15 protein-coding genes and 5 pseudogenes are annotated in these 18,181 nt (G+C 67.9%); 8 read left to right on the forward strand and 12 right to left on the reverse strand.

Annotated elements, in window-relative coordinates:
* Positions 1 to 74: 74 nt before the first annotated feature.
* The 3 genes and pseudogenes from F7R91_RS25135 to F7R91_RS25145 all read left to right on the forward strand — a co-directional run.
* Complete coding sequence (locus tag F7R91_RS25135; RefSeq protein WP_150951434.1) at positions 75 to 506, forward strand: Hsp20/alpha crystallin family protein; 432 nt, start codon at positions 75 to 77, stop codon at positions 504 to 506.
* A 100-nt stretch (positions 507 to 606) separates the two neighbouring features.
* Positions 607 to 1,001: pseudogene (locus F7R91_RS25140) on the forward strand (DUF2267 domain-containing protein).
* A gap of 81 nt (positions 1,002 to 1,082) precedes the next feature.
* Positions 1,083 to 1,289, forward strand: a pseudogene (locus F7R91_RS25145) (DUF2267 domain-containing protein); the annotation flags it as partial.
* A gap of 173 nt (positions 1,290 to 1,462) precedes the next feature.
* Here F7R91_RS25145 and F7R91_RS25150 read toward each other — a convergent pair.
* From F7R91_RS25150 to F7R91_RS25195, 9 genes and pseudogenes are all read right to left on the reverse strand, one after another.
* Complete coding sequence (locus F7R91_RS25150) at positions 1,463 to 2,035, reverse strand: hypothetical protein (protein ID WP_150951436.1); 573 nt, start codon at positions 2,033 to 2,035, stop codon at positions 1,463 to 1,465.
* Entirely contained in the window at positions 2,035 to 4,512 is a 2,478-nt protein-coding gene (locus F7R91_RS25155; protein WP_150951437.1) for a DnaB-like helicase C-terminal domain-containing protein, read from the reverse strand. Before F7R91_RS25155 ends, F7R91_RS25150 begins: the two co-directional genes overlap by 1 nt.
* Positions 4,513 to 4,791: 279 nt before the next feature.
* Positions 4,792 to 4,938 carry a hypothetical protein gene (locus tag F7R91_RS25160; RefSeq protein WP_225320768.1) on the reverse strand — a complete coding sequence of 49 codons (147 nt, stop codon included), beginning with the start codon at positions 4,936 to 4,938 and terminating at the stop codon, positions 4,792 to 4,794.
* Between the two features lie 374 nt (positions 4,939 to 5,312).
* The gene (locus tag F7R91_RS25165) at positions 5,313 to 5,555 is read right to left on the reverse strand and encodes a hypothetical protein (protein ID WP_191971622.1); all 243 of its coding nucleotides are present in this window, start codon (positions 5,553 to 5,555) and stop codon (positions 5,313 to 5,315) included.
* 728 nt (positions 5,556 to 6,283) lie between these two features.
* A pseudogene (locus F7R91_RS44070) lies at positions 6,284 to 6,586 on the reverse strand (IS5/IS1182 family transposase); the annotation flags it as partial.
* Between the two features lie 64 nt (positions 6,587 to 6,650).
* Positions 6,651 to 7,001, reverse strand: a complete 351-nt coding sequence (locus F7R91_RS25175; RefSeq protein ID WP_225320770.1) for a hypothetical protein — start codon at positions 6,999 to 7,001, stop codon at positions 6,651 to 6,653.
* Between the two features lie 401 nt (positions 7,002 to 7,402).
* Positions 7,403 to 7,636 carry a hypothetical protein gene (locus tag F7R91_RS25185; RefSeq protein ID WP_150951443.1) on the reverse strand — a complete coding sequence of 78 codons (234 nt, stop codon included), beginning with the start codon at positions 7,634 to 7,636 and terminating at the stop codon, positions 7,403 to 7,405.
* Positions 7,637 to 7,760: 124 nt separating this feature from the next.
* Positions 7,761 to 8,447, reverse strand: a complete 687-nt coding sequence (locus F7R91_RS25190; protein ID WP_191971623.1) for a response regulator transcription factor — start codon at positions 8,445 to 8,447, stop codon at positions 7,761 to 7,763.
* Position 8,448: 1 nt separating this feature from the next.
* Positions 8,449 to 10,512: a sensor histidine kinase gene (locus tag F7R91_RS25195; RefSeq protein ID WP_150951447.1), complete on the reverse strand. Its 2,064-nt coding sequence runs from the start codon at positions 10,510 to 10,512 to the stop codon at positions 8,449 to 8,451.
* 800 nt (positions 10,513 to 11,312) lie between these two features.
* On the opposite strand from F7R91_RS25195, the gene F7R91_RS25200 reads away from it, so the two are divergent.
* Positions 11,313 to 12,260 (forward strand): vWA domain-containing protein, encoded by a 948-nt coding sequence (locus F7R91_RS25200; RefSeq protein ID WP_150951449.1) that lies wholly within the window; start codon positions 11,313 to 11,315, stop codon positions 12,258 to 12,260.
* Positions 12,261 to 12,535: 275 nt separating this feature from the next.
* Positions 12,536 to 13,519, forward strand: coding sequence for a hypothetical protein (locus F7R91_RS25205; protein ID WP_150951451.1), 984 nt, complete (start codon positions 12,536 to 12,538; stop codon positions 13,517 to 13,519).
* Positions 13,520 to 13,691: 172 nt separating this feature from the next.
* On the opposite strand, the gene F7R91_RS25210 is transcribed toward F7R91_RS25205, so the two are convergent.
* The 3 genes and pseudogenes from F7R91_RS25210 to F7R91_RS42925 form a co-directional block, all read right to left on the reverse strand.
* Complete coding sequence (locus F7R91_RS25210) at positions 13,692 to 14,129, reverse strand: DUF4259 domain-containing protein (RefSeq protein ID WP_150951596.1); 438 nt, start codon at positions 14,127 to 14,129, stop codon at positions 13,692 to 13,694.
* A gap of 71 nt (positions 14,130 to 14,200) precedes the next feature.
* Positions 14,201 to 14,635 (reverse strand): annotated as a pseudogene (locus tag F7R91_RS25215) (transposase); the annotation flags it as partial.
* 91 nt (positions 14,636 to 14,726) lie between these two features.
* Positions 14,727 to 14,986, reverse strand: a pseudogene (locus tag F7R91_RS42925) (D-glutamate cyclase family protein); the annotation flags it as partial.
* 439 nt (positions 14,987 to 15,425) lie between these two features.
* Here F7R91_RS42925 and F7R91_RS25225 point away from each other — a divergent pair.
* From F7R91_RS25225 to F7R91_RS25235, 3 genes are all read left to right on the forward strand, one after another.
* Positions 15,426 to 15,992 carry a Gfo/Idh/MocA family protein gene (locus F7R91_RS25225; protein WP_150951453.1) on the forward strand — a complete coding sequence of 189 codons (567 nt, stop codon included), beginning with the start codon at positions 15,426 to 15,428 and terminating at the stop codon, positions 15,990 to 15,992.
* On the forward strand, positions 15,989 to 17,017 hold the full coding sequence (locus F7R91_RS25230) for an ABC transporter permease (RefSeq protein ID WP_191971624.1): 1,029 nt from the start codon (positions 15,989 to 15,991) through the stop codon (positions 17,015 to 17,017). The genes F7R91_RS25225 and F7R91_RS25230 overlap by 4 nt, the downstream gene beginning before the upstream one ends.
* Positions 17,018 to 17,124: 107 nt before the next feature.
* Positions 17,125 to 18,120 carry a sugar ABC transporter substrate-binding protein gene (locus F7R91_RS25235; RefSeq protein WP_150951457.1) on the forward strand — a complete coding sequence of 332 codons (996 nt, stop codon included), beginning with the start codon at positions 17,125 to 17,127 and terminating at the stop codon, positions 18,118 to 18,120.
* The last annotated feature ends 61 nt before the right edge of the window (positions 18,121 to 18,181 follow it).

Genomic DNA, 18,181 nt, shown 5'->3' on the forward strand with positions numbered 1-18,181 from the left:
TGGATGACATGTTACAACGGTTTCAGTGAGGCGCATTGGCAGCAACTGCCCGAACCTTCTGGAGGTGTTTCACGATGTTGATGCGCACCGACCCCTTCCGTGAGCTCGACCGGCTGGCCCAGCAGCTGATCGGCCCGGGCACCTGGTCGAAGCCGTCCGCGATGGCGATGGACGCCTACCGCGAGGGCGACGAGTACGTGGTCGCCTTCGACCTCCCCGGCGTCAGCCCGGAGGCGATCGACATCGACGTCGAACGCAACATGCTCACCGTCAAGGCCGAGCGCCGGCCCGTGGCGAAGTCCGACAACGTGCAGATGGAACTCTCCGAGCGGCCACTGGGCGTCTTCTCCCGCCAGATCGTGCTGGCCGACACGCTGGACACCGAGAACATCAAGGCCGACTACGACGCCGGGGTGCTCACCCTGCGCATCCCGATCGCCGAACGCGCCAAGCCCCGCAAGATCGCCATCGGCGTCGGATCCGACCGCAGGGAGATCTCCGGCTGAGCCGGATGATGCGGGCCGAAATGCGGCGGAGGACGGGCACTTGATCTCCCCCTCACCCCGTCCTCCGCGCCCACCGAACTGATGAAGGGTGGCGGCCGACGTGACCCTGCGACGCGAAGCGTTCCTGGAGCGCGTGAAGGAACGCGGCGAGTACAACAACCTGCAGGAAGCCGAGCGCGCGGCCCGTGTGGTGCTCGCCCTGCTGGGCGCACACCTGGTCGGCGCGGTGCGCGCCCAGTTGGCGGCGCGCCTGCCCGACGACTTCGCTCTGGTCCTCCTCAATCCGCTGCAAAGCGCCGAGCCCCTGCCGCCGGAGCGGTTCGTGCGGGCGACGGCCGCCTGGATCGAAGGCGCCACTGAGCAGACCGCGGCCTGGGACGTCAGCGCTGTCCTCAGCACCGCCGCCGACGCGGCCGGCGACGACCTGCTGGGGCAGATCCTGCTGCAGCTCCCCCGGGCTACGACCTCCTCTTCGGCCACCCCCAGCCCGCCTGACAACCCACACCGCCGGCGCCCGCACACCGGCACGACGACTGACGACAGACGAGAGACGACAGAGAGGCAACCACCGTAGTGATGTCCGACCGGCGTTCACCCCTGCAGCACGCGCCCGTGATGACGTACGAGCAGATGCTGGAGAAGGTCCGCTACGAAGGCGCCTACCCCACCCGGGAAAGAGCCGGCGAAGCCGTCCGCCTGGTCCTCGCGGCACTCGGACGCCAGCTGACCGGCGACGAACGCGTCGATCTGGCCGCCCGCCTCCCCCTCCACCGAGCGGGAGTGTCTAATCAACGGCGGATCTTTCCACCGGGTTCATCTCAGAACCGGTGTGGACGACGACGTCCGCGGTGACGGGTGGCCGGCGCTGGGCGAGGTGGTTGGGTGGCGGCCATCTTCCGGATGAGCATGTTCGGGTGGTGGGAGACGATGGGGCGGCCGCCAGGCTGGTGGCGGTATTACCTGAGTTCGACGGAGTACGAGGTGCCGGGGAACTCCCATCCGTCGGTGCCTTCGCCGATGTCCGCAACGATGATGTCGTCGACGAAGTGGTCCTCGAACTCGTCGTCGGTGAACTCGCCGGCCAGCCAGAGTTCCTCGATCTCGTCCCAGTTGCCCCGGCTGCCGTCGATGCGCAGCGGGGCGGCTCGTCGGTTGCCGCGCTCGCGTTCGTCGTCGCCCGTTTTGACGAGGCCGCTGATCTCGAACTGGCCCCTCTTGACGTGGTCGGGGATCGGGTCGGCGGGGACGACGGCGGTGTTCTCGTAGGCGGTGTGGATGAGGTCGCGGTAGCTGCGGCGGATGTTGTACTCGGGGTCGGACAGCCAGTTGATCAGGGTCTTAGTGGTCACGTGGAGGCCTGCGTCCTCCAGGGCCTGGTGGCCGCGGTGGGTTGCGGTGAGCTGGCTGAGCTGGGCGTGCCAGTGTTTGGCGGTGTAGGAGGTCAGTCGGTGGCGGGGGGTGACTTGGGAGCGCAGGAGGTCGTTGAGGGCGGCGCCCAGGGAGCGGCCGTGACCTGTGGGACCTGCCATCAGGAATCACCCTCGGGGATGAACTCACCCGGCTGGACGAACTTGGCCTTGACCTCGCCGAAGCCGGTCCCGATCCGGTACGTGTCCGGGGGCGTGTCGGGTGCCGTCCAGAAGACGGCGGCGTCGACGTTGCGCAGGGCGATGAGCGTGTGGCCTTCCTGAACCGCCTTGAAGGCCGTGGTCCAGTGACGGACGGAGGCTTCGGCGACCATGCTCATGCGCCAGTCCGGCCGCCAGAACGGGGACTTCTGCTCCTCACGCTTGGGCCACAGCAGACGCAGCGCGATGGACAACCGGGTCTTGTACGCCTTGTACGGCTCACCACCGGCCTGGACGAGCTCCAGGCGGGCCTGGCGGGCAGCGGCGTAGAAGGGCTTGAACAGTGACTCGTTGGCCTTGCCGGTCCAGGAGTCGTGGATGGTCGGCATCGCGGCGAGGTGGCCGTCGCGGACAAGCCTCTCCAACTGCTTGATGTGCGGGGTGGTGACCCACACGCGGCCCTGGGCGTCGGGCCGGTCGATGATCCGGCCCAGCGGGTGCGGCATGTCGGTGCGGGTCCACACCGGGATGTCGATGAGGTAGATCCCGGCACTGGCTTTGTCGAACGCGGCAAGCGGCCCGGTGTGCAGCAGCTTGTTCGGAGCCAGGGGAACGGCCGAACACGCGGACGGGTAACTGCCGTTGCGGTCGATCAGGCACAACACGCCCGCCCCGAAGGAGGCGGGGACATCGAGCTTGTCCCGGCGGACCCGCTTGCCGTTGTTCCGGATGTAGGGCACCCGGGAGCTGGTGACGTCAGGGTGGACCCAGCGCGGTTCGCCGTCCATGTGCTCACTGATCAGCGGCCACGGACCGCTCTCCCGGTCCTCGATACGGATGACCTTGATCGGGTGCATCTTCGAGCGGCCGACCGCGTCCTTGAGGAGCTTCAGCGCGGGGAAGGGCGCACTGTCCGGCTCGTCCTCCTCATCCCCTGGCTGAAGCTCCTGCTCTCGGTCGTCATCACCTTCGTCGTCCGGGATGTGCGCGCTGTCCGCGGCGGACTGGACAGTGGCAGGCTGCCGGGGGGTGCTGGCGGACACGGCGGTGTTGTAGGCGTTCAGCGCGGCGGCGAGGCTGCGCCCTTCAGCGGTCTCCGGCACCGGCGGCGGGGCCGCGGCCACCTGCGCCAGGGACGGCCGGAGTTCGGCGAGGACCTTCCGGTCGCCGCCGGCCAGCGCGGTGCGCAGTGCGGCCAGCACATGCGTGACAGACGCTGGCAGCCCCTGCTTGGCGCCGGAGGTGTAGGGAAGCGCGGCTTCGGCCAACTCCCGCTCAACAGCGGTGCCGATGCCCGACGCGGCCCCGCCACCGGCCGTGCCGGCCACGGGTGCTGCTCCGGCGTCCAGGAAGCGGGCGTGCAGCAGATCGGGGCCCAGGTACGCCGAGCCGATCGCGCCGAAGTCCCGCTCCGCGACGGTGACCTGGACCCTGGCAGGGTCGTCGGTCGGGGCGAGCGTCAGCGTGACGTCGGCGTCCAGAAGACTCAAGAGCGTGGGATCGGCGCTGTCCACGACGGCGAGGACCGGCACATGCAGGGTGCGCGCGAGGGTGGCGAGGGCCTGGGAGGCGTCCGGGAGCCGGTCCCCGGACAGCGGCAGGCGGGCGTTGTGGGCGGCCTGGAGCCGGTCGACGACCACGAGGGCCAGGTCCTCGACGTGTGGGGCGGTCTCCGCGATGGCTTCGGCCGTCAGGTCGCTGCCATCGTCGATGAGGAGCACGGCGGCCTGCTGGCGGAGCCGCTGGGCGACCTGCTGCTCGTGCTCGGTGAGGCGGCCCTGCTTCAGGCGCGGGTAGTCGCCGCCGGTCTCGGCGGCGAGGATCCGGCGGAAGATGTCGGCCCGGTTCGGTCCCGACGCCGCGTACAGAACCTTCCGGCCGTCGACGAGCGCCGTCTTCCTGGCGGCAGCCAGCCCCAGCAGACTTCCGCCGCCGGCCGGGGGCGCCGCGACGAGCGTCAGCAGCCCCGGCTGCAGACCGCCCGTCGCCGCGTCCAGGCCGGGCAGCCCGAACGTGGGGCCGCTGGCGGGGCCGGACGCGAGCACGGAACCGATGGTGTCGCCCAGCGTGGCGAGCCTGCGTGGCGCGCTGCCGCGACCCTGAGTGCCTTGGCTGTTCACCGCACCTCCTGCGGCCGGATCGTACGAGTGGGAAGCAGAGTTGGTGTCGACGGGCAGCAGCACCGCGACCGGTGTACGGCTCCGACGCAGCACCTGCGGTTCGCCGTGCGCGGCCCGCGAGATCAGATCACCGAAGTCCTTCTGCGCCGCACTGAGTACGTGGGAGGGGAAGGCGTCGGCCTGCCGTGCTGCCGGGAACCGGTCCAGCGGTGCCAGCAGGGCGCGATCGTCTCGCTTGTGGATCAGGGTCGTGACCCCGTCGTCCTCGGCGGCTTTCACCAGGGCGTAGAGCTCTTTGCGGGCTTCGGTTGCGTTCATCGCAGTCTCGGGCAGCTGCTCCTGACCGTGACTCACTCATCCTCCAAGCGTGCTCAACTCTCCCTCTATTGTAGCGGAGTCCACTTATTTAATGGATTCGAATCATACACTTTCTTCGACATGTTCACTCAGTCGTGAAGGCCTTCGGTATGAGTTGACAGTCGGAGTGTTCACCGCTCAGCAGGTCGCAGCCGCACGACGAGACGAGGGCCGGGGCACCGGGCCGGCCCTCGCTCGCTGCGTCCGCAGACGTGGCACACCTCGCCGCGACCGTCGGGCTCAGCTGCCCGCTGCAGGCTCCTGCTCTCCGGGCGCCTCCTCGTACGCGAGGTGGCCGACAGCGGAGTAGGCCTTGCCCATCTTGTCTGCGAGTCCACTCGCGAGATCCTGCGCCGCATGGGAGGACTCGGTGCACCGTCGGATCACGTCCTCGAGGGAATCGCCCCTCAGGTCGGGCGTCAGGCACCCCTTGGCGTGCAGGTCCTGCACGGAGTTCCCGACGAGGTCGAGGGGCGTTCCTCATCTCCGCGGCGGCGCGGGTGACGCAGCTGTAGATGTGGTAGGCCTCCCCCGGGTACTGGATCCCCTGGCGGTGCAGGGCGTTGACCAGGTCGACCAGGGATCGCGCCGCGCTCTCCGCGTGCTGCTCCAGGTTCTGGCTCATGGTGGTCTCCTTCGGCGTCATGTTCGTGGCCACGCCATACGTGGCGAGGTGGTCAAGGCCCAGGAGGTCGGCGCCCCGGCTTCGGGCGGTGCGCTCCGGAGCACCCGCGATGCGGTTCATCAGCTCCCTCCGGCCGCTACCCGGGTGACCGATCACGCGGTGCGCATTGCTCGATGCGCGCACCGATCAGCGCGGATGCGGTCCGCATGTCCGACGCGGCGTCGACGCCCCAGCGGCTGGGGTCGGCCGGCTGGAGGTCCTCGGTCGAGGGGCCGCTGTCGTGCTGGTGGAGGGTGCCGGCGTTGGCCGCGGCATACGCAGCGCCTCGGGTCCGGCTCTTCTTTCTCGCCCAGCTCTTGCGGCCGTGGCTCTTGGTCATACGGCTCTCGCAGTTTCCGCGCTCGACCCCATGATCCGATGCGCGCGACGAAGAGCAGCATGCGGAAGGCTCAGCGGCCGTACAGCCGCAAGAAGTTGTGGTGCACCTCGCGCTGATGCTGCACAGACCGGACCCTCAGCTGAGAGGCCGCGGGCACCTTTGCCGTGGTGCTCCCCGGTCATGGGCCCGGGCAGCGGGCTTGGGCCGATGCGTCGACCGCTGCCCGCACCCTACTGTTTCGCGACCGGGCACCGGGGCCGGTTGTCGAAGACACCGGGAAGCGGAGGTCGACGACCGATTCGGTCGGCGCGGTGTCGTTCACCTCGGTGTGCTCGGCTTCCGGCCTACCCGCCGGTCAGATGAATGAGGCTCCGGACGGAGCCCCATCATAAGGATCACCAGCCGCCCGCCGCTCCTGAGCGAACTGCTCCCGGATCCGCCGCGACAGCCAGCACGGCGCGCACCGCCCGCCCCGCTCCCCCGGGTGCGGCCTGCGCGATCCGGTAGCAGCTCACGCAAGTACGGGCCCGCAGAACGATCTGCTCCTGGCGGCGCTTCCCCCAGCATGCCGCGCACCTCGTCTGGACGACATCGTCGCCGCGATCGCCGTCCAACGGCCGGAGCTGTTCGACCTGACCCGGGACAGCACGCTCAACTACCTTCACTGAGCACTGTGCATCGTGAAGTTGCAGGTCACGGGTCTGGTGTGCGTGGGGTTCGGGATGCTCGCGGTCCAGGCGCGGGGCGCGGGCGGCCAGCAGGCCCACGACCTCCCGCACCCAGCGGGTGACGGTGGTGCGGTGCACCCCATTCCCGCCGGCCAGATCGCCGGGCCGCTGGTCACAGCGCAGTACCGCCAGCACCAGGCCGGCGATCTTTCCCGGGGGCAGCGCCCGCCAGCGTGAGCCGATCTTCTTCAGGTGGCCGCGTATCAGGCCGGCGAGGTAGTTCAGGGTGGCGCTCGACAGCGGCAGGCAAGCGGTGTAGACAAGGCTGTCAGGGCCCTCGGCGGACCCGTTGTTTTTCTTCACACCAAACTCAACTGCCGCCGGGGGCCCGCCGATTACGCCCCGACCGTCCCCCGTCCCAGCGTGGCTACCGGCGTGCGGTGAACCGCCCGTCGGGACGTTTGTGCAGCCAGCCCCGATCGGCGAGCTTGGTCATCTTCGCCCGCAGCGGCTCCAGCTTCCCGCGCACCGCCACCTCAAGGCCCAGCTCCTCGCCCACCGTCCTGACCTGGACCGGGCCGTCGGCGGCCCGCACGATCGCCAGAATCTGGCGGTAGTCAGCGGGCAGGGCAGCCTCGTCGGGATTCTCGCTGCGGTGCGGGATCAGCAGGACCGCCCGCCCCGCCACCCGGGCGGGAGCCGGGACGACGGCCGCGGCCGCCTCCACCGCGGCCCGGTCCTGCTCGGCCAGCCGGTTCAGGACCCGCTCGGCGATCACCAGCTCTTCCCACTCGGCCTGGACCTCCTGCAGCTACTTGGCCAACTCCTCAGCGAGCACGTCCAGTTCACTCCGGCGAGCCGTGATCCGCTCCAGCTCCTGCATCCCCACGCCCTCCCCGCGCCTTCCCGGCCTACCGGCCCGGTGACGGATCGTAAGAGCGGCGCGGCGATCGGCGCAGCAGAACCCGACAACGCCTCCGGCCGACAAGCCAGACGATCTTCACCGTGGACACCCGCCGACGACCAGCGTGAGTATCCCGCCCGCACCTCACACCAGACCCGCGACCTGCACACTTCACGATGCACGCCACTCATCGGGCCGCGTTACGCCCTTGCCCGATACCAGGCAGACGGCAGGCTGATGGAACCGCGACGAGGTGCGTCCCGCCGTTCCCGGCTTCACAGCTGGGAGATCAGCCACAGCAGCGACTCACCGGCACCGGCCGCGTCGAGAGCCACGAGCACCGCGTTCGTCACGACACCGGCCACGGTGCGGGCGGCGAGCTCGAAGCGCCGCTGGGTGGACGGCGTCCATTCCCGCTGGCGGGCGTAACGCCGGGCAGCCCGGCCGGCGGCTTCTGTGATCAGAGTCCGTGCCGGTACGCCGAGCACGAGCGAGAGCGATACTGCCATGGCGATCCCCCATGAGATGTCCGAACGACGGCCGCTCGGTGCGGACCGTCCGCTCATCAATCTGGGGCGTGAGCTGTCCCTGAACGGAGGCGCGCGACACCCCTGGTCGCGGGAACTCGCTCTCTCATGATGGGGATTGGGCGTCCCATGCGGACGTGGACGGGAACGGACTGCCCATCCCCGCACGCCGGGCGAGCGCGATCAGTTCCGCCCGGGTGCGCAGACCGGTCGTCTCCTTCATCTCCGAGACACGGGAGCGAACCGTCTTCAGCTGGAGGAAGAGCAGACGGGCGACGGCCGGGTCGTCGTAGCCGTCGACCATGAGGGAGAGGATTCTCAGCTGTGTGGCACTGAGGTCTTGCAGGTCGGGCGGACAGGGCTGTTCCGGGATCTCCTGAAGCAAAGCGACCACATGGTCCGCGGTACCGGGGCCGAAGTGGGCTTCGCCGTCGGCCAGGGCCCGCACCGCCCGGACGAGGTCGTCGCTCTCCCGGTCCTTGAGGACGAACCCGTGCACTCCGGCCCGCACGGCTGCGCGCAGGTGCCGGATGTCGGAGAACGAGGTGAAAGCCAGGATCCTGGAGTGCGGCCGGGTCCGGCGGATCTCGCGGGTGGCCGTGATGCCGTCCTGCTCCGGCATGTTGAGATCCATGACCACGACGTCGACGTGATGCGCCCGCGCCAGTTCCACGGCCTGCACTCCAGTGCCGGCTTCGGCGACGACCTCGATGCCGCTCTCTTCGAGCCAGACGCGCATCCCCTGGCGTGCGACGGGCTCGTCCTCGGCGATGAGTACGCGGATGGGGTTCATGTCAGCTCCGATTTCCGGCATTCGGTCCGGCACGTCCTGCCTCTGCCGAGCGGCCTGCCAGCGGCAGGCAGGCCTCCACACGGGTGCCTCCGCCGCGGGGGGTGGTGATGTCGAGGGTGGCGCCGATCTGGGCGCACAGCTCGCGCATACCGGTGATCCCGGCGCCCTCGGGGGCATCGTTGCGCCCTCGTCCGTTGTCCTCGACGGTCAGGACCAGCCTGGTGTCCCGTACGGTCACGCCGAGCCGGCAGCGGTCGACTTGTGCATGCCGTGCAGTGTTTGCCAGCGCGCCCTCACCGATGCGGAAGGCCACGGTTTCGACGTCGGCGGGCAGCGCAGGCAGCGCGGCCGCCTCCACGAGGAGGCGAAGGCCTAACTGCTGCGCGCTGTTGCGGAGCGCGCCGATCAGTCCGAGCACGACCACATCGGTGGGTCGCAGTCCCGCGACGACCTGCCGCAGCGCCGACTGTGTCGCGGCGATGCCGTCCAGGGCCTGGGCCAGCGCGCGGTCCGTCCGGTCCGGGGCGCGGTGCAGGCTCGCGCGCGCGGCCCGGACGCTGAAGCCGATGCCCACGAGCTTGGGGCCGATCCCGTCGTGCAGATCCCGTCGGAGCCGGCTGCGTTCCTGCTCGGTGGCCCGCACCGCGGACGCCGCGGTAGCCACGTGCCGGGCGAGTTCGTGCAGAAGACGGAGATCGGCGGGCGACAGGCACTCCTCACTCGGGCGGGGTTCCACGAGCAGAGCACCCAGTCGCCTCCCCCGGTGGACCAGCGGCAGGCACACCGGCACCGACGCCGGAATGCCGTAGCGGGCGACTTCAAGACCCTCCCCCGTTTCCTGGGTCAACTCGATCGCCACATACGGCAGTTTCAGCGCCCTGGCGGTTGTGTGCGCCGCTTCCGGCAGCACACGGTCTGCCTCCGCCGTCGCCTCAAGGCAGCGTCCCAGGCCGGCCATGACAGCGTACGGATCGTCGCGCAGGCCGTACAACACTCTGCTGACCAGCCGCTGGAGCGCGGCACGCAGCGGTTGCAGCGCAACGGCGACGACAGCCGTCGCCAGCAGCGGGGCCGCCCCCGAGGCAAAACTCCGCAGGACGAGACCGAAGACGCTCACCGCTGCGGCGTAAAGCCCCGTCATGATCAGTGTCAGCAGCGTGTACAGCAGCGACCGGCTCAGAACCCGGTCGATGTCGAGCAGCCGATCCCGGACGATGGCGATCATGACCCCGGTGCTGAAGACCACCGTTCCCAGATCGACCAGCACGGAACCAACTTCGCCGTGCTGGAACGCGCTCGCTCCGAACAGCGCCGCAACAGCCAGCACCGCCAGCGCCACCCACTCCAGTTGACGGCGCATCAGGGCGTCACCGGAACGGAAACGGAACCCCAGCGACATCACCGCCAGCACGCCCGGAACCGCGATGCACAGCAGCGTCACGAGACCAAGGAACGGACGCGCGAGGGACAACGCCGGGACACCGAGCGGATTCTCGGCCGAGGGGAAGTAGCCATCGGGGATCGGACCCGGCAGGAGTGCGGCCAGCGTCAGCGTCAGCGCGGAGGCCGCTGCCATGTACCACCCGCAGAACCTCCAGCGGGCCGAGGGCAGGCGCCCGTCGGGGAAGAGCAGAAGCAGAAAGAAGAACGGGAACGTGACACACACAAACAGCCAGCGCGCCGCCCACATCGCGAGGACACCGCCGGGCACGTGGTGCACCAGGGCGTAGGCCCCGTAGGCATGGACCAGGTTGTCCGCGGCCATCCCCAGCCCACATGACAGCAGCAGCCAGCCAACGGGGTTACCCGGACGCCGTGTTGCCACCACCAGCCCCGGCACAGCGAAAGCGACGAACGACACCGGCTCGACCAACGCAAGAGCCCACGGATGCCAGTCCGGCCGTGGCGCAGACCGGGAACCCGCCACCAAAACCATCGTCAGGCCCGCACACCCAGCCGTGACCACCCACAACACCCAGGCAAGCCACGCCGCCGGAACCCGCGCCTTCACCCGAACCGGCCCATGAACCTCACTGCCGGCCCGGTCCTGCACCATCTCGGCCATACAGCCCGTCCCCCACCTCGACTACGAACAGTAGAGGCATCCTCAACGTACTGTGATCCCGCCAGCGAGGGACAAAAATCCCGAAAACACGGGAACAACGGCCACAGTCCAAGAGCCCCGACACCGCCCTGGCTCGGGCGCGCCCACCCCCGCAGACGCAGCACCGCCCCCTCGCCAGACACAGACTGCAGCGCAACCACGCGCCAGCCGACCCCACCGCATCCGGCAGAAGCGCAGCCTCAACGGCCACCCGGGTTCGCAGGCGGTGAGGCCGTGGCCGCGCAGCATGATCCCGCATGTCCTGCGCCCGGCTTGTGCCGTTCATCGTTGCCAAGGAGGATGGCGGCGGGTTGCCGGGCGCGGGCAAGCAGGGGGCGTATTTGTGAGGACCTCATCGATGCACTAGCAGGGGAGTCGGATCGGCGCAAAGCGTGGTGCGTGACGGTGTGATGCCCTTATGTTCGCCTCATGTGGCAGTACGCTGTATGGGGAGCGGTGGGCGCCGCCGTGAACCGTGCGCTGATATTCATGGAAGCCAATCGGCGCGCCAAGGGCCCCGCCTGGCGGTATCCCGACGGCCCGGGCGGCGGATTCTTCCTTCTCGCCAGCGCGTTGCACTGCGCGATAGGTGTCGGTATCACGCTCGCCGCGGCCCCATCAGGGATCATCGCCACACCATTACTCGCGCTCGGACTCGGTGCTGTCGCACCAGCGGCGATGGCCAAGATCGGACAATACGCGCTAGCCACTCTAGATCCCGCCCCACCAGGCGTTGATGGAGAGGGAGAGGAGTGAGCGATATGGCTGCCGTCAGCGGGTTCTGGCGCCGACTGCTGGTCGCCTTCTCCGACGCCGCACCCTCCTTGCGGACAATTGCCCGAACCGCAGATGGCGGCAGGACGCGACGACTGCTCTTGGCGTTTTCCGACGCATCGCCAGCCTTCCGGCCAGCAGCAACGCGGTTGGACCACCCGGAAGGTTACGATCAGGCCCGAGCTGCCGATCGGCCTGAGCCTCTCAGCCACTGCGCCGATGTCGTGGTCGACACGGATACCCGTGAGCGTCAACCGCTGGTTCTGTGTCTGGACACCTCCAGTTCCATGGCAGGTGGGCCGATCCAGGCGCTCAACACTGCGTTGCGCGAGTGGACCGAGGAACTGCACAGTGATTCCTTCCTTAGCTCCACAGTTGAGGTCGCTGTTGTGACCTTCGGCGGGCAGGGTGTGACCGTTTGGCGGGGTCCACGACCTCTGCCGCCACGGACGTCGGCCAGCCCGTTCATACGTGCTGATCTCTTCGAGCCACCCCATCTCTCGGCGGCTGGCGTAACACCGATGACTGAGGCGCTCAAGCTCAGCGTTCGCCTCGTCGCGGCCCGCAAGGCTGAGCACCGGGAGACGGGTGTTCCGTACTACAGGCCCAGCGTCTTGCTGGTGACCGATGGAATGCCGACCGACTCGCAGGGACATCCGTCGAACAATTGGAGAGAGCTCGTCCCCATGCTGGCTGATCAACAACAGGCTCGGCGGCTCAGGCTCTACGCGATCGGGATGGGCGGCATCACCAACGCGGGCTATGAGGTGCTGGAGGCGTTGGCACCAGATTTCAACGCCCGGCTACCCGGCTTTCCGTTCCGGGAACTTTTCCAGATGATTTCGGCCAGTGCCGGCGTCGTGCAGCGAGACGCTGGGGACGACGTACATGCCGAGATCTTTGCTCACTTCAAGAGCGCGTGGGAAGCCAGCTGAGTTACTGGTGTGAACGATCACGTAATTCGGCTCTGTCGCTGATCTTGTGACGCAGTCGGGTCAGGGAGTGAGGAGCACGCGTTTGCGGAGGAAGCCGAGGTTGGCTCGTCCATATCCACTGAACCTTGAGCATGTGCCGCCGAAGGCTGAGCGACACAACACGGTTGTGGTTGTGGTGTGCGGCGACCTTGTCGCGGACTTCATGGAGTCGTGCCCCCAACGCCCTCGCTGACTAGAGTCGCCGTGACCACGTCAGTCGACCCAAGGGGGTACGCATGGCAGTGCCACGCACACTGGGGGATCTGCGCCGCCTGGCGGAAAGGGGGGACGAGGGTGCAGCGTTCTTACTCGCCAGGGCGCACATCTCGAAAGGACGCCCTAGCAAGGCACTGAAGGCTCTGGCGCCGCTGGCCAAGGCAGGCAACCGTCGCGCCATCGGGCAGTTCATTGACCTGACGGTGTCGCTCGCCCGTACCGACGCCCGTTACCAGCCACCGGCCGAAGCCCTGCTGCGGAGAGAGGGTCATCTCCTTAGGCTGGCTCGCGAGATGCGGTCCTGGACGGGCAGAGGGGAGGACGCGCGCGAACTCCTCGTCACTCTGGCGGTAGAGAAGAGCGTCCCGGCAGCGGCCCTTGACCTGGCCGGCATGGACCACGACGACCCCCAGGCCTCTGCTCAATGGCACTGCCTGGCCATCGAGCTGGGGGCTACGAGCTGGCACAAGCTTCAAGAGCTTCTGTCCGCACTGCCCCAGGATGCGGACGGGGCTGCCAAGCTGAGAGACCGTGCTCGCCGTGCAGTGCGTACCGCGCAACAAGCGGAGAAGGACCGGGAAGCGCGGGAACGGGAGGCGCGGGAAGCGCGGGAAGCGACCTCCACCCGCTCCCCGGACCCAGTGGCCATCGACCTGGGTGATGCGGCGGCGATCGTAGGGACCGCAGCCGTCATTCCCCTCGTCCAGGCCGTCGCGACGCAGGCGGGCGGTGATGTTTACAAGTGGGTGCGGCAGCTCTTTGGCCGCGCCGTGGGGCGCGAGAGCGAGGAGCTGACCGAGAGGGCTACCGAAGCGGCCCTCTACGTCGTAGGTGACAACACAGCCAACACCTGGCTAGAGATGCGCGGCCGCCCTACGGATGAGGCGCTGGCCAAGCTCGCCGAGACTGACCTGGAGACCCTCGCCGCCCCTGATCGGCGTGGGCGGGCCGTCATCGTCAGATGGGTTCCGGAAGCCGGAGAGTGGCAGCGACGATTGGAGTAGCCCGGCGCGCGCCCTAATGGCCAGGGCATCAGAACCCTCCCCAGTGGCCCCGGTTGCTGCCCTCGATCAACCTTCGATGACACGTGCTCAAGGTTCGATGTCACAGGACACTGGTTGGCCGTGACGGTTTGAGTTGGGGTCTGGCACAAGTTCCGTGAACAGTGACGTAGCGTTACGAGTCGAGGTCGAAGAGCGGGACGTCAGTGGATGCTGGCGGCGGGGCAAGTACTCGGCAGAGGTGGCTGATTGTTGTGAGCCATCGGCGCGCATCAGCAGGGTCGACCCAGTTCGCGGCCAGTCCAGACTCGTCATCGAGGATGCGGGTGAGGGCTTCAGCCGCGAGCGTCCGAAGATCGACGGGAAAGGCTGGCATGGCCTTCTCAGGGCCGTAAGCTGTGTCAATCGGTTCGCCGCCTGGACACTGTGCCGCGATCAACGCGGCGGCGGCAACCGCCTCTTCTGCTTCCGTGAGGTAGCCAGTCGCGTTGACCGTTCGGGCGAGGACACCCCGGATCAGGAATTCGCGTTCTTCGGGCTTCGCATTGTCGAGCGCGATAGCTAAGTCCGCGGCCGCGTCGTTGTCGAAAGGGCCGGTGTCCCAGGTACCCACGATGATCTCCTTGACGGGTTGTGCGGCGATCCTCGCATCAGCCCCCACTGACAGCACGATCATGTGGCGAGCAGGACCCGTTTACGCAGCAGGCCAGACACCTTCTTGTTGGCATCCAGTCCCGTCGTGGTCTTCGGGACACCCGCGGCCGCGCGGACGGACTGGGTGTCGATGATCACCAGGGACGGGTCCTCTAATCGCCGGGCTCTCTCCCGCACCTGGCAGCGCAGGAGTTCCTGGATCCGCTGGTCGAGGCCGTCCTGACGCCACAGCGTGAAGTAGTAGAACACCGCCGACCAGGCCGGCAGGTCATGGGGCAGGTAGCGCCACTGACAGCCCGTCCGGTTCTGATAGAAGATCGCGTTCACGACCTCCCGCAGATCGCAGGACCCGGGATCTCCGGTCGCTGACCGCGCCACCCTCGCCTGCTTCCAGGCCGTGATCATCGGCTCGATCAACGCCCACTGCTCGTCCGCCAAGTCGCTCGGATACGGCTCTCGCATCATGCCCCGCATCTCAACATGGACATGCCCGGCAGGCGCCCTGTGTGACGATCAGTACCACGATCGAGCGATCACGAACCGAGGAAGAACGGACTTAACGCCCACTCAGGGGTCGCGAGAGGTCGCTGACCGGCTGCAGGGCCAGCAGCGCCTTCATGCACTCGGGCGTGCGAGTGATCGCAAACGGCGGCCGGGAGGCCATCAGGGCGGCCTGAGGGGTAACCCCGCAGGCCGAGAAACCGGTACATCGCCAGACTCAGCCGCCACCGGGCCGCCCGAAATCCTGACGCCCAAGATCCTCGAGGCCGCTGTCAGGTCTCCGACGTGCACCGGACCTCCGTGCACCGCGGGCACTCGGGCTGCCGCATTTTCTTTCGGCCAAACAATTGACATCCCCCCACCCTTGACCCATGCTCTCTCTACTGGTCATTACCAGACACTACCAATCTTCTGAGTGGCTGGCTTGTCCTCGGGACGGCGCGGTGGGGCGTTGCCACGACAGCTCGACATCGAGCCAACTAGGCAGTCCCGAAGATCTGAGAAAGGCACGAGTGTTGGAAATGCGAATAGGTCTCCTTGGCGCGGGCCCTCTGGGCGCCCTGCACGCCATGAGCCCTGCGGCGGTACCGGAATGCAAGCCGCTGGCTGTCGCTTCGGAGCAGGTCTCGCACGCCGCTCTGGAAGCCATCCGGAAGTCCCCCTCGACCCGGAGCGGGTCGACGCGGTCATCATCCCGACACCGCCGGATACGCACGCCTACTACGGGCACGGATCGCTCAGTCCCCTCGTCGCCATGAGCCGAACCAACCACGGCACCTTCCCCGGTGGATTCTTCGGTACCCACAGCGAGTCCGGCAGCGGTGTCCTTATCGACGACGCGGTGCATCTGGCCGACGCTCTGCGCGGGCTGACCGAGTATGAGTACCGGACCTTCCGCGCGGAGGCCGGCAGTCATAGCCGGGTCGGTGACGTGGAGGACGCGGAGCAGGTAGTCGTCACGACCACGGGCGGAGCCTGGGCAAGCATCGACCCGAGCTGGTCACACCCGGTCAGCATGTCCGGGGCAAACGACCTGGTGATAGCCCTGGGGTTCGAGAACGACAGGTTCTCGATCGACGCCTTCGCAGGCCATGGCTCGCTCGTCGACGAGGACGGCGCCGTCACCCACCTGCCGTACGGCCAAAGCACGGACGCAGAGCCTCTCGACGACTGGCTCGCGATCCGGCTCGGCTCGGCACCACCCGTCCAATGGACGACGGCGGCAAGGCCACCCAGGCCGCTTGCCGCGCTCGCCACCTTGACATCAGCCCAGTACGGAACAGTCGTCGACAATACGGAGCAGGAGAACGGGTCGGCATGAAGAGCATGGCAAACAGAAGCGGCCTTTTGAGGCGCTTCGGTCTCTGGCTGGTGTTCGCACTCGTCACCAGCGTCTTGATGGCCGTATCACCGACGTTCCGCTCCACGGTCAACTTGGAAAACATCCTGGAGCAGAACGCCATCATCGGCATAGTTGCCTGCGGCATGGCTGTGATGATGATCTCCGGCGGTTTTGACCTGTCCGTAGGAGCTGTCGGAGCCACCACATCGGTCGTAGGGGCAGTCGTCGCCAGCCGTGGCAACGGCGCCATCGTCACCATCGGCGTCGGCCTCCTCGCAGGCATCGCGGTCGGTGTCGCCAACGGCATCCTGATCGCGAAGGTCCGTATCAACGCCTTCGTCGCCACCTTCGCCATGGCCAGCATCGTCTCCGGCCTGCTGTTCGTCGCCACAGGCGCCGAGTCCAAGCAGGGTGTGACGCCCCTGCTGGAGAGCGCCGCCAACGCGCGGGTCGCCGGCATCCCCGTGATCTTCGCTGTCTTCATGGGTTGCCTGCTTGCGGTGTGGTTCCTCCTGACCCGCACCAAGTACGGGCACTACATCTACAGCGTCGGCGGCAACGCCGAGGCCAGCCACCTGTCGGGTGTCCCCGTACAGCGCGTGCAGATCTTCGCCTTCGCCATGGGCGGCCTGATGGCCGCAGGCGCTGGCCTGCTGCTCCTCGGTCAGACGATGGTCGGGCAGCCCTCGGCCGCGGCCGACTGGCCCCTGGAGGCCATCGCCATCTGCGTGGTCGGCGGCATCGCCTTGACCGGCGGTATCGGGCGCATCGAGGACGTCCTCGCCGCGACCCTCCTCCTCGGCGTCATTTCCAACGGGCTCAACCAACTCAACGTCTCGCCCTACTGGAAGCCCGCCGTCACCGGACTGGTCATTCTCATGGCCGTGGTCATCGACCGCTACAGCCGGCTACACAACGGCGCCGGGCGCGGCAGCAAAAACTCCCCCGCCGCTGCCGCGCCCGGCGCGCCCACCACCCCACTGACCCCGTCGGCCTCGACCTGACCGCCGGCTGGTACGTCCCCTGCGCTGCGCATGCGCTGAGGACACGCACATCCGCACATCATCAAGTCCTCCGCGGACTTCCGCACGACACGCCCCAAGGGAGCACCATGTCCGCATCCATCCCCGCCCGCCGCACCTTCAGACGTTGCCTGGCCGCCGCGACCGCTGCCGTGTCGCTGACCGTGCTTACGGCCGCTTGCGGCGAGACCGGCAGCACCGCTGGCGGCAAGGACAAGACCTTCACCATCGGTCTGGCCAACGCCGACACCACGATCCCCTTCCTCGCCTCCATGAACTCCGCCTTCGAGGCCGAGGCGAAGCGGCTCGGCATGAAGACCGTCACCCTCAACGGCGGCCTCGACAACGCCAAGCAGGCCGCGAACGTGCAGACCCTGGTGGCCCGCAAGGTGGACCTGATCCTGGTCTGCTCCTCGAGCCCGACCGCCGTCATCCCCGCCATCAAACAGGCCAACCGCGCCGGCATCCCGGTGATGGCCCTCAATGCCCAGCTCAACCCCGGCGCCGACCTGGTGACGTACATCGGGGCCTCGGACCGCCAGTTCGGACGCGGTGAGGGCAAGCTCATCGTCCAGGCGCTTCCCAAGGGCGGGAAGATCGCAATCACGCTCGGAACGCTCGGCTCCACCCCGCAGGTCGAGCGGCTCAAGGGCATCAAGGACGTCCTCAAGAATCACCCCAACATCAAGATCGTCGCCACCCCGGTCGACAACTTCAAGAACAGCGAGAACCTGTCCGTGACCCAGGACCTCCTCTCGAAGTACCCCAAGGGGAAGCTGGACGCGATCGTCGCCCAAGGCCCCCAGATGTACGTCGGGGCCCAGTACGCACGCAAGATCGGGCGCAACGAGATCCGCTTCATCGCCGGCGACTACTCCAAGCAGGTCGAGGCCGCCATCAAGTCCGGCGACCTTTACGGCACCGTCAACCAGAGTCCCGTCCTGGAAGGCAAGCTCGGCGCCCAGTACGCCAATTACTGGCTGACCGGCCAGAAGGACAAGGTCAAGCGGCCCAACTACTACATCCCGCTGCCACTGATCACCAAGGACAACGTGGACACCAACCCCGCTGAGTGGAGCGGCTGACCTGATCGCCCTGCGCGCCTGACACCACCCACGTACCGCCGGCGCGCAGGGCGGGCCGCCC

The sequence above is a fragment of the Streptomyces luteolifulvus genome, from assembly GCF_008806595.1.
GTDB classification, from domain to species: Bacteria; Actinomycetota; Actinomycetes; order Streptomycetales; family Streptomycetaceae; genus Streptomyces; species Streptomyces luteolifulvus.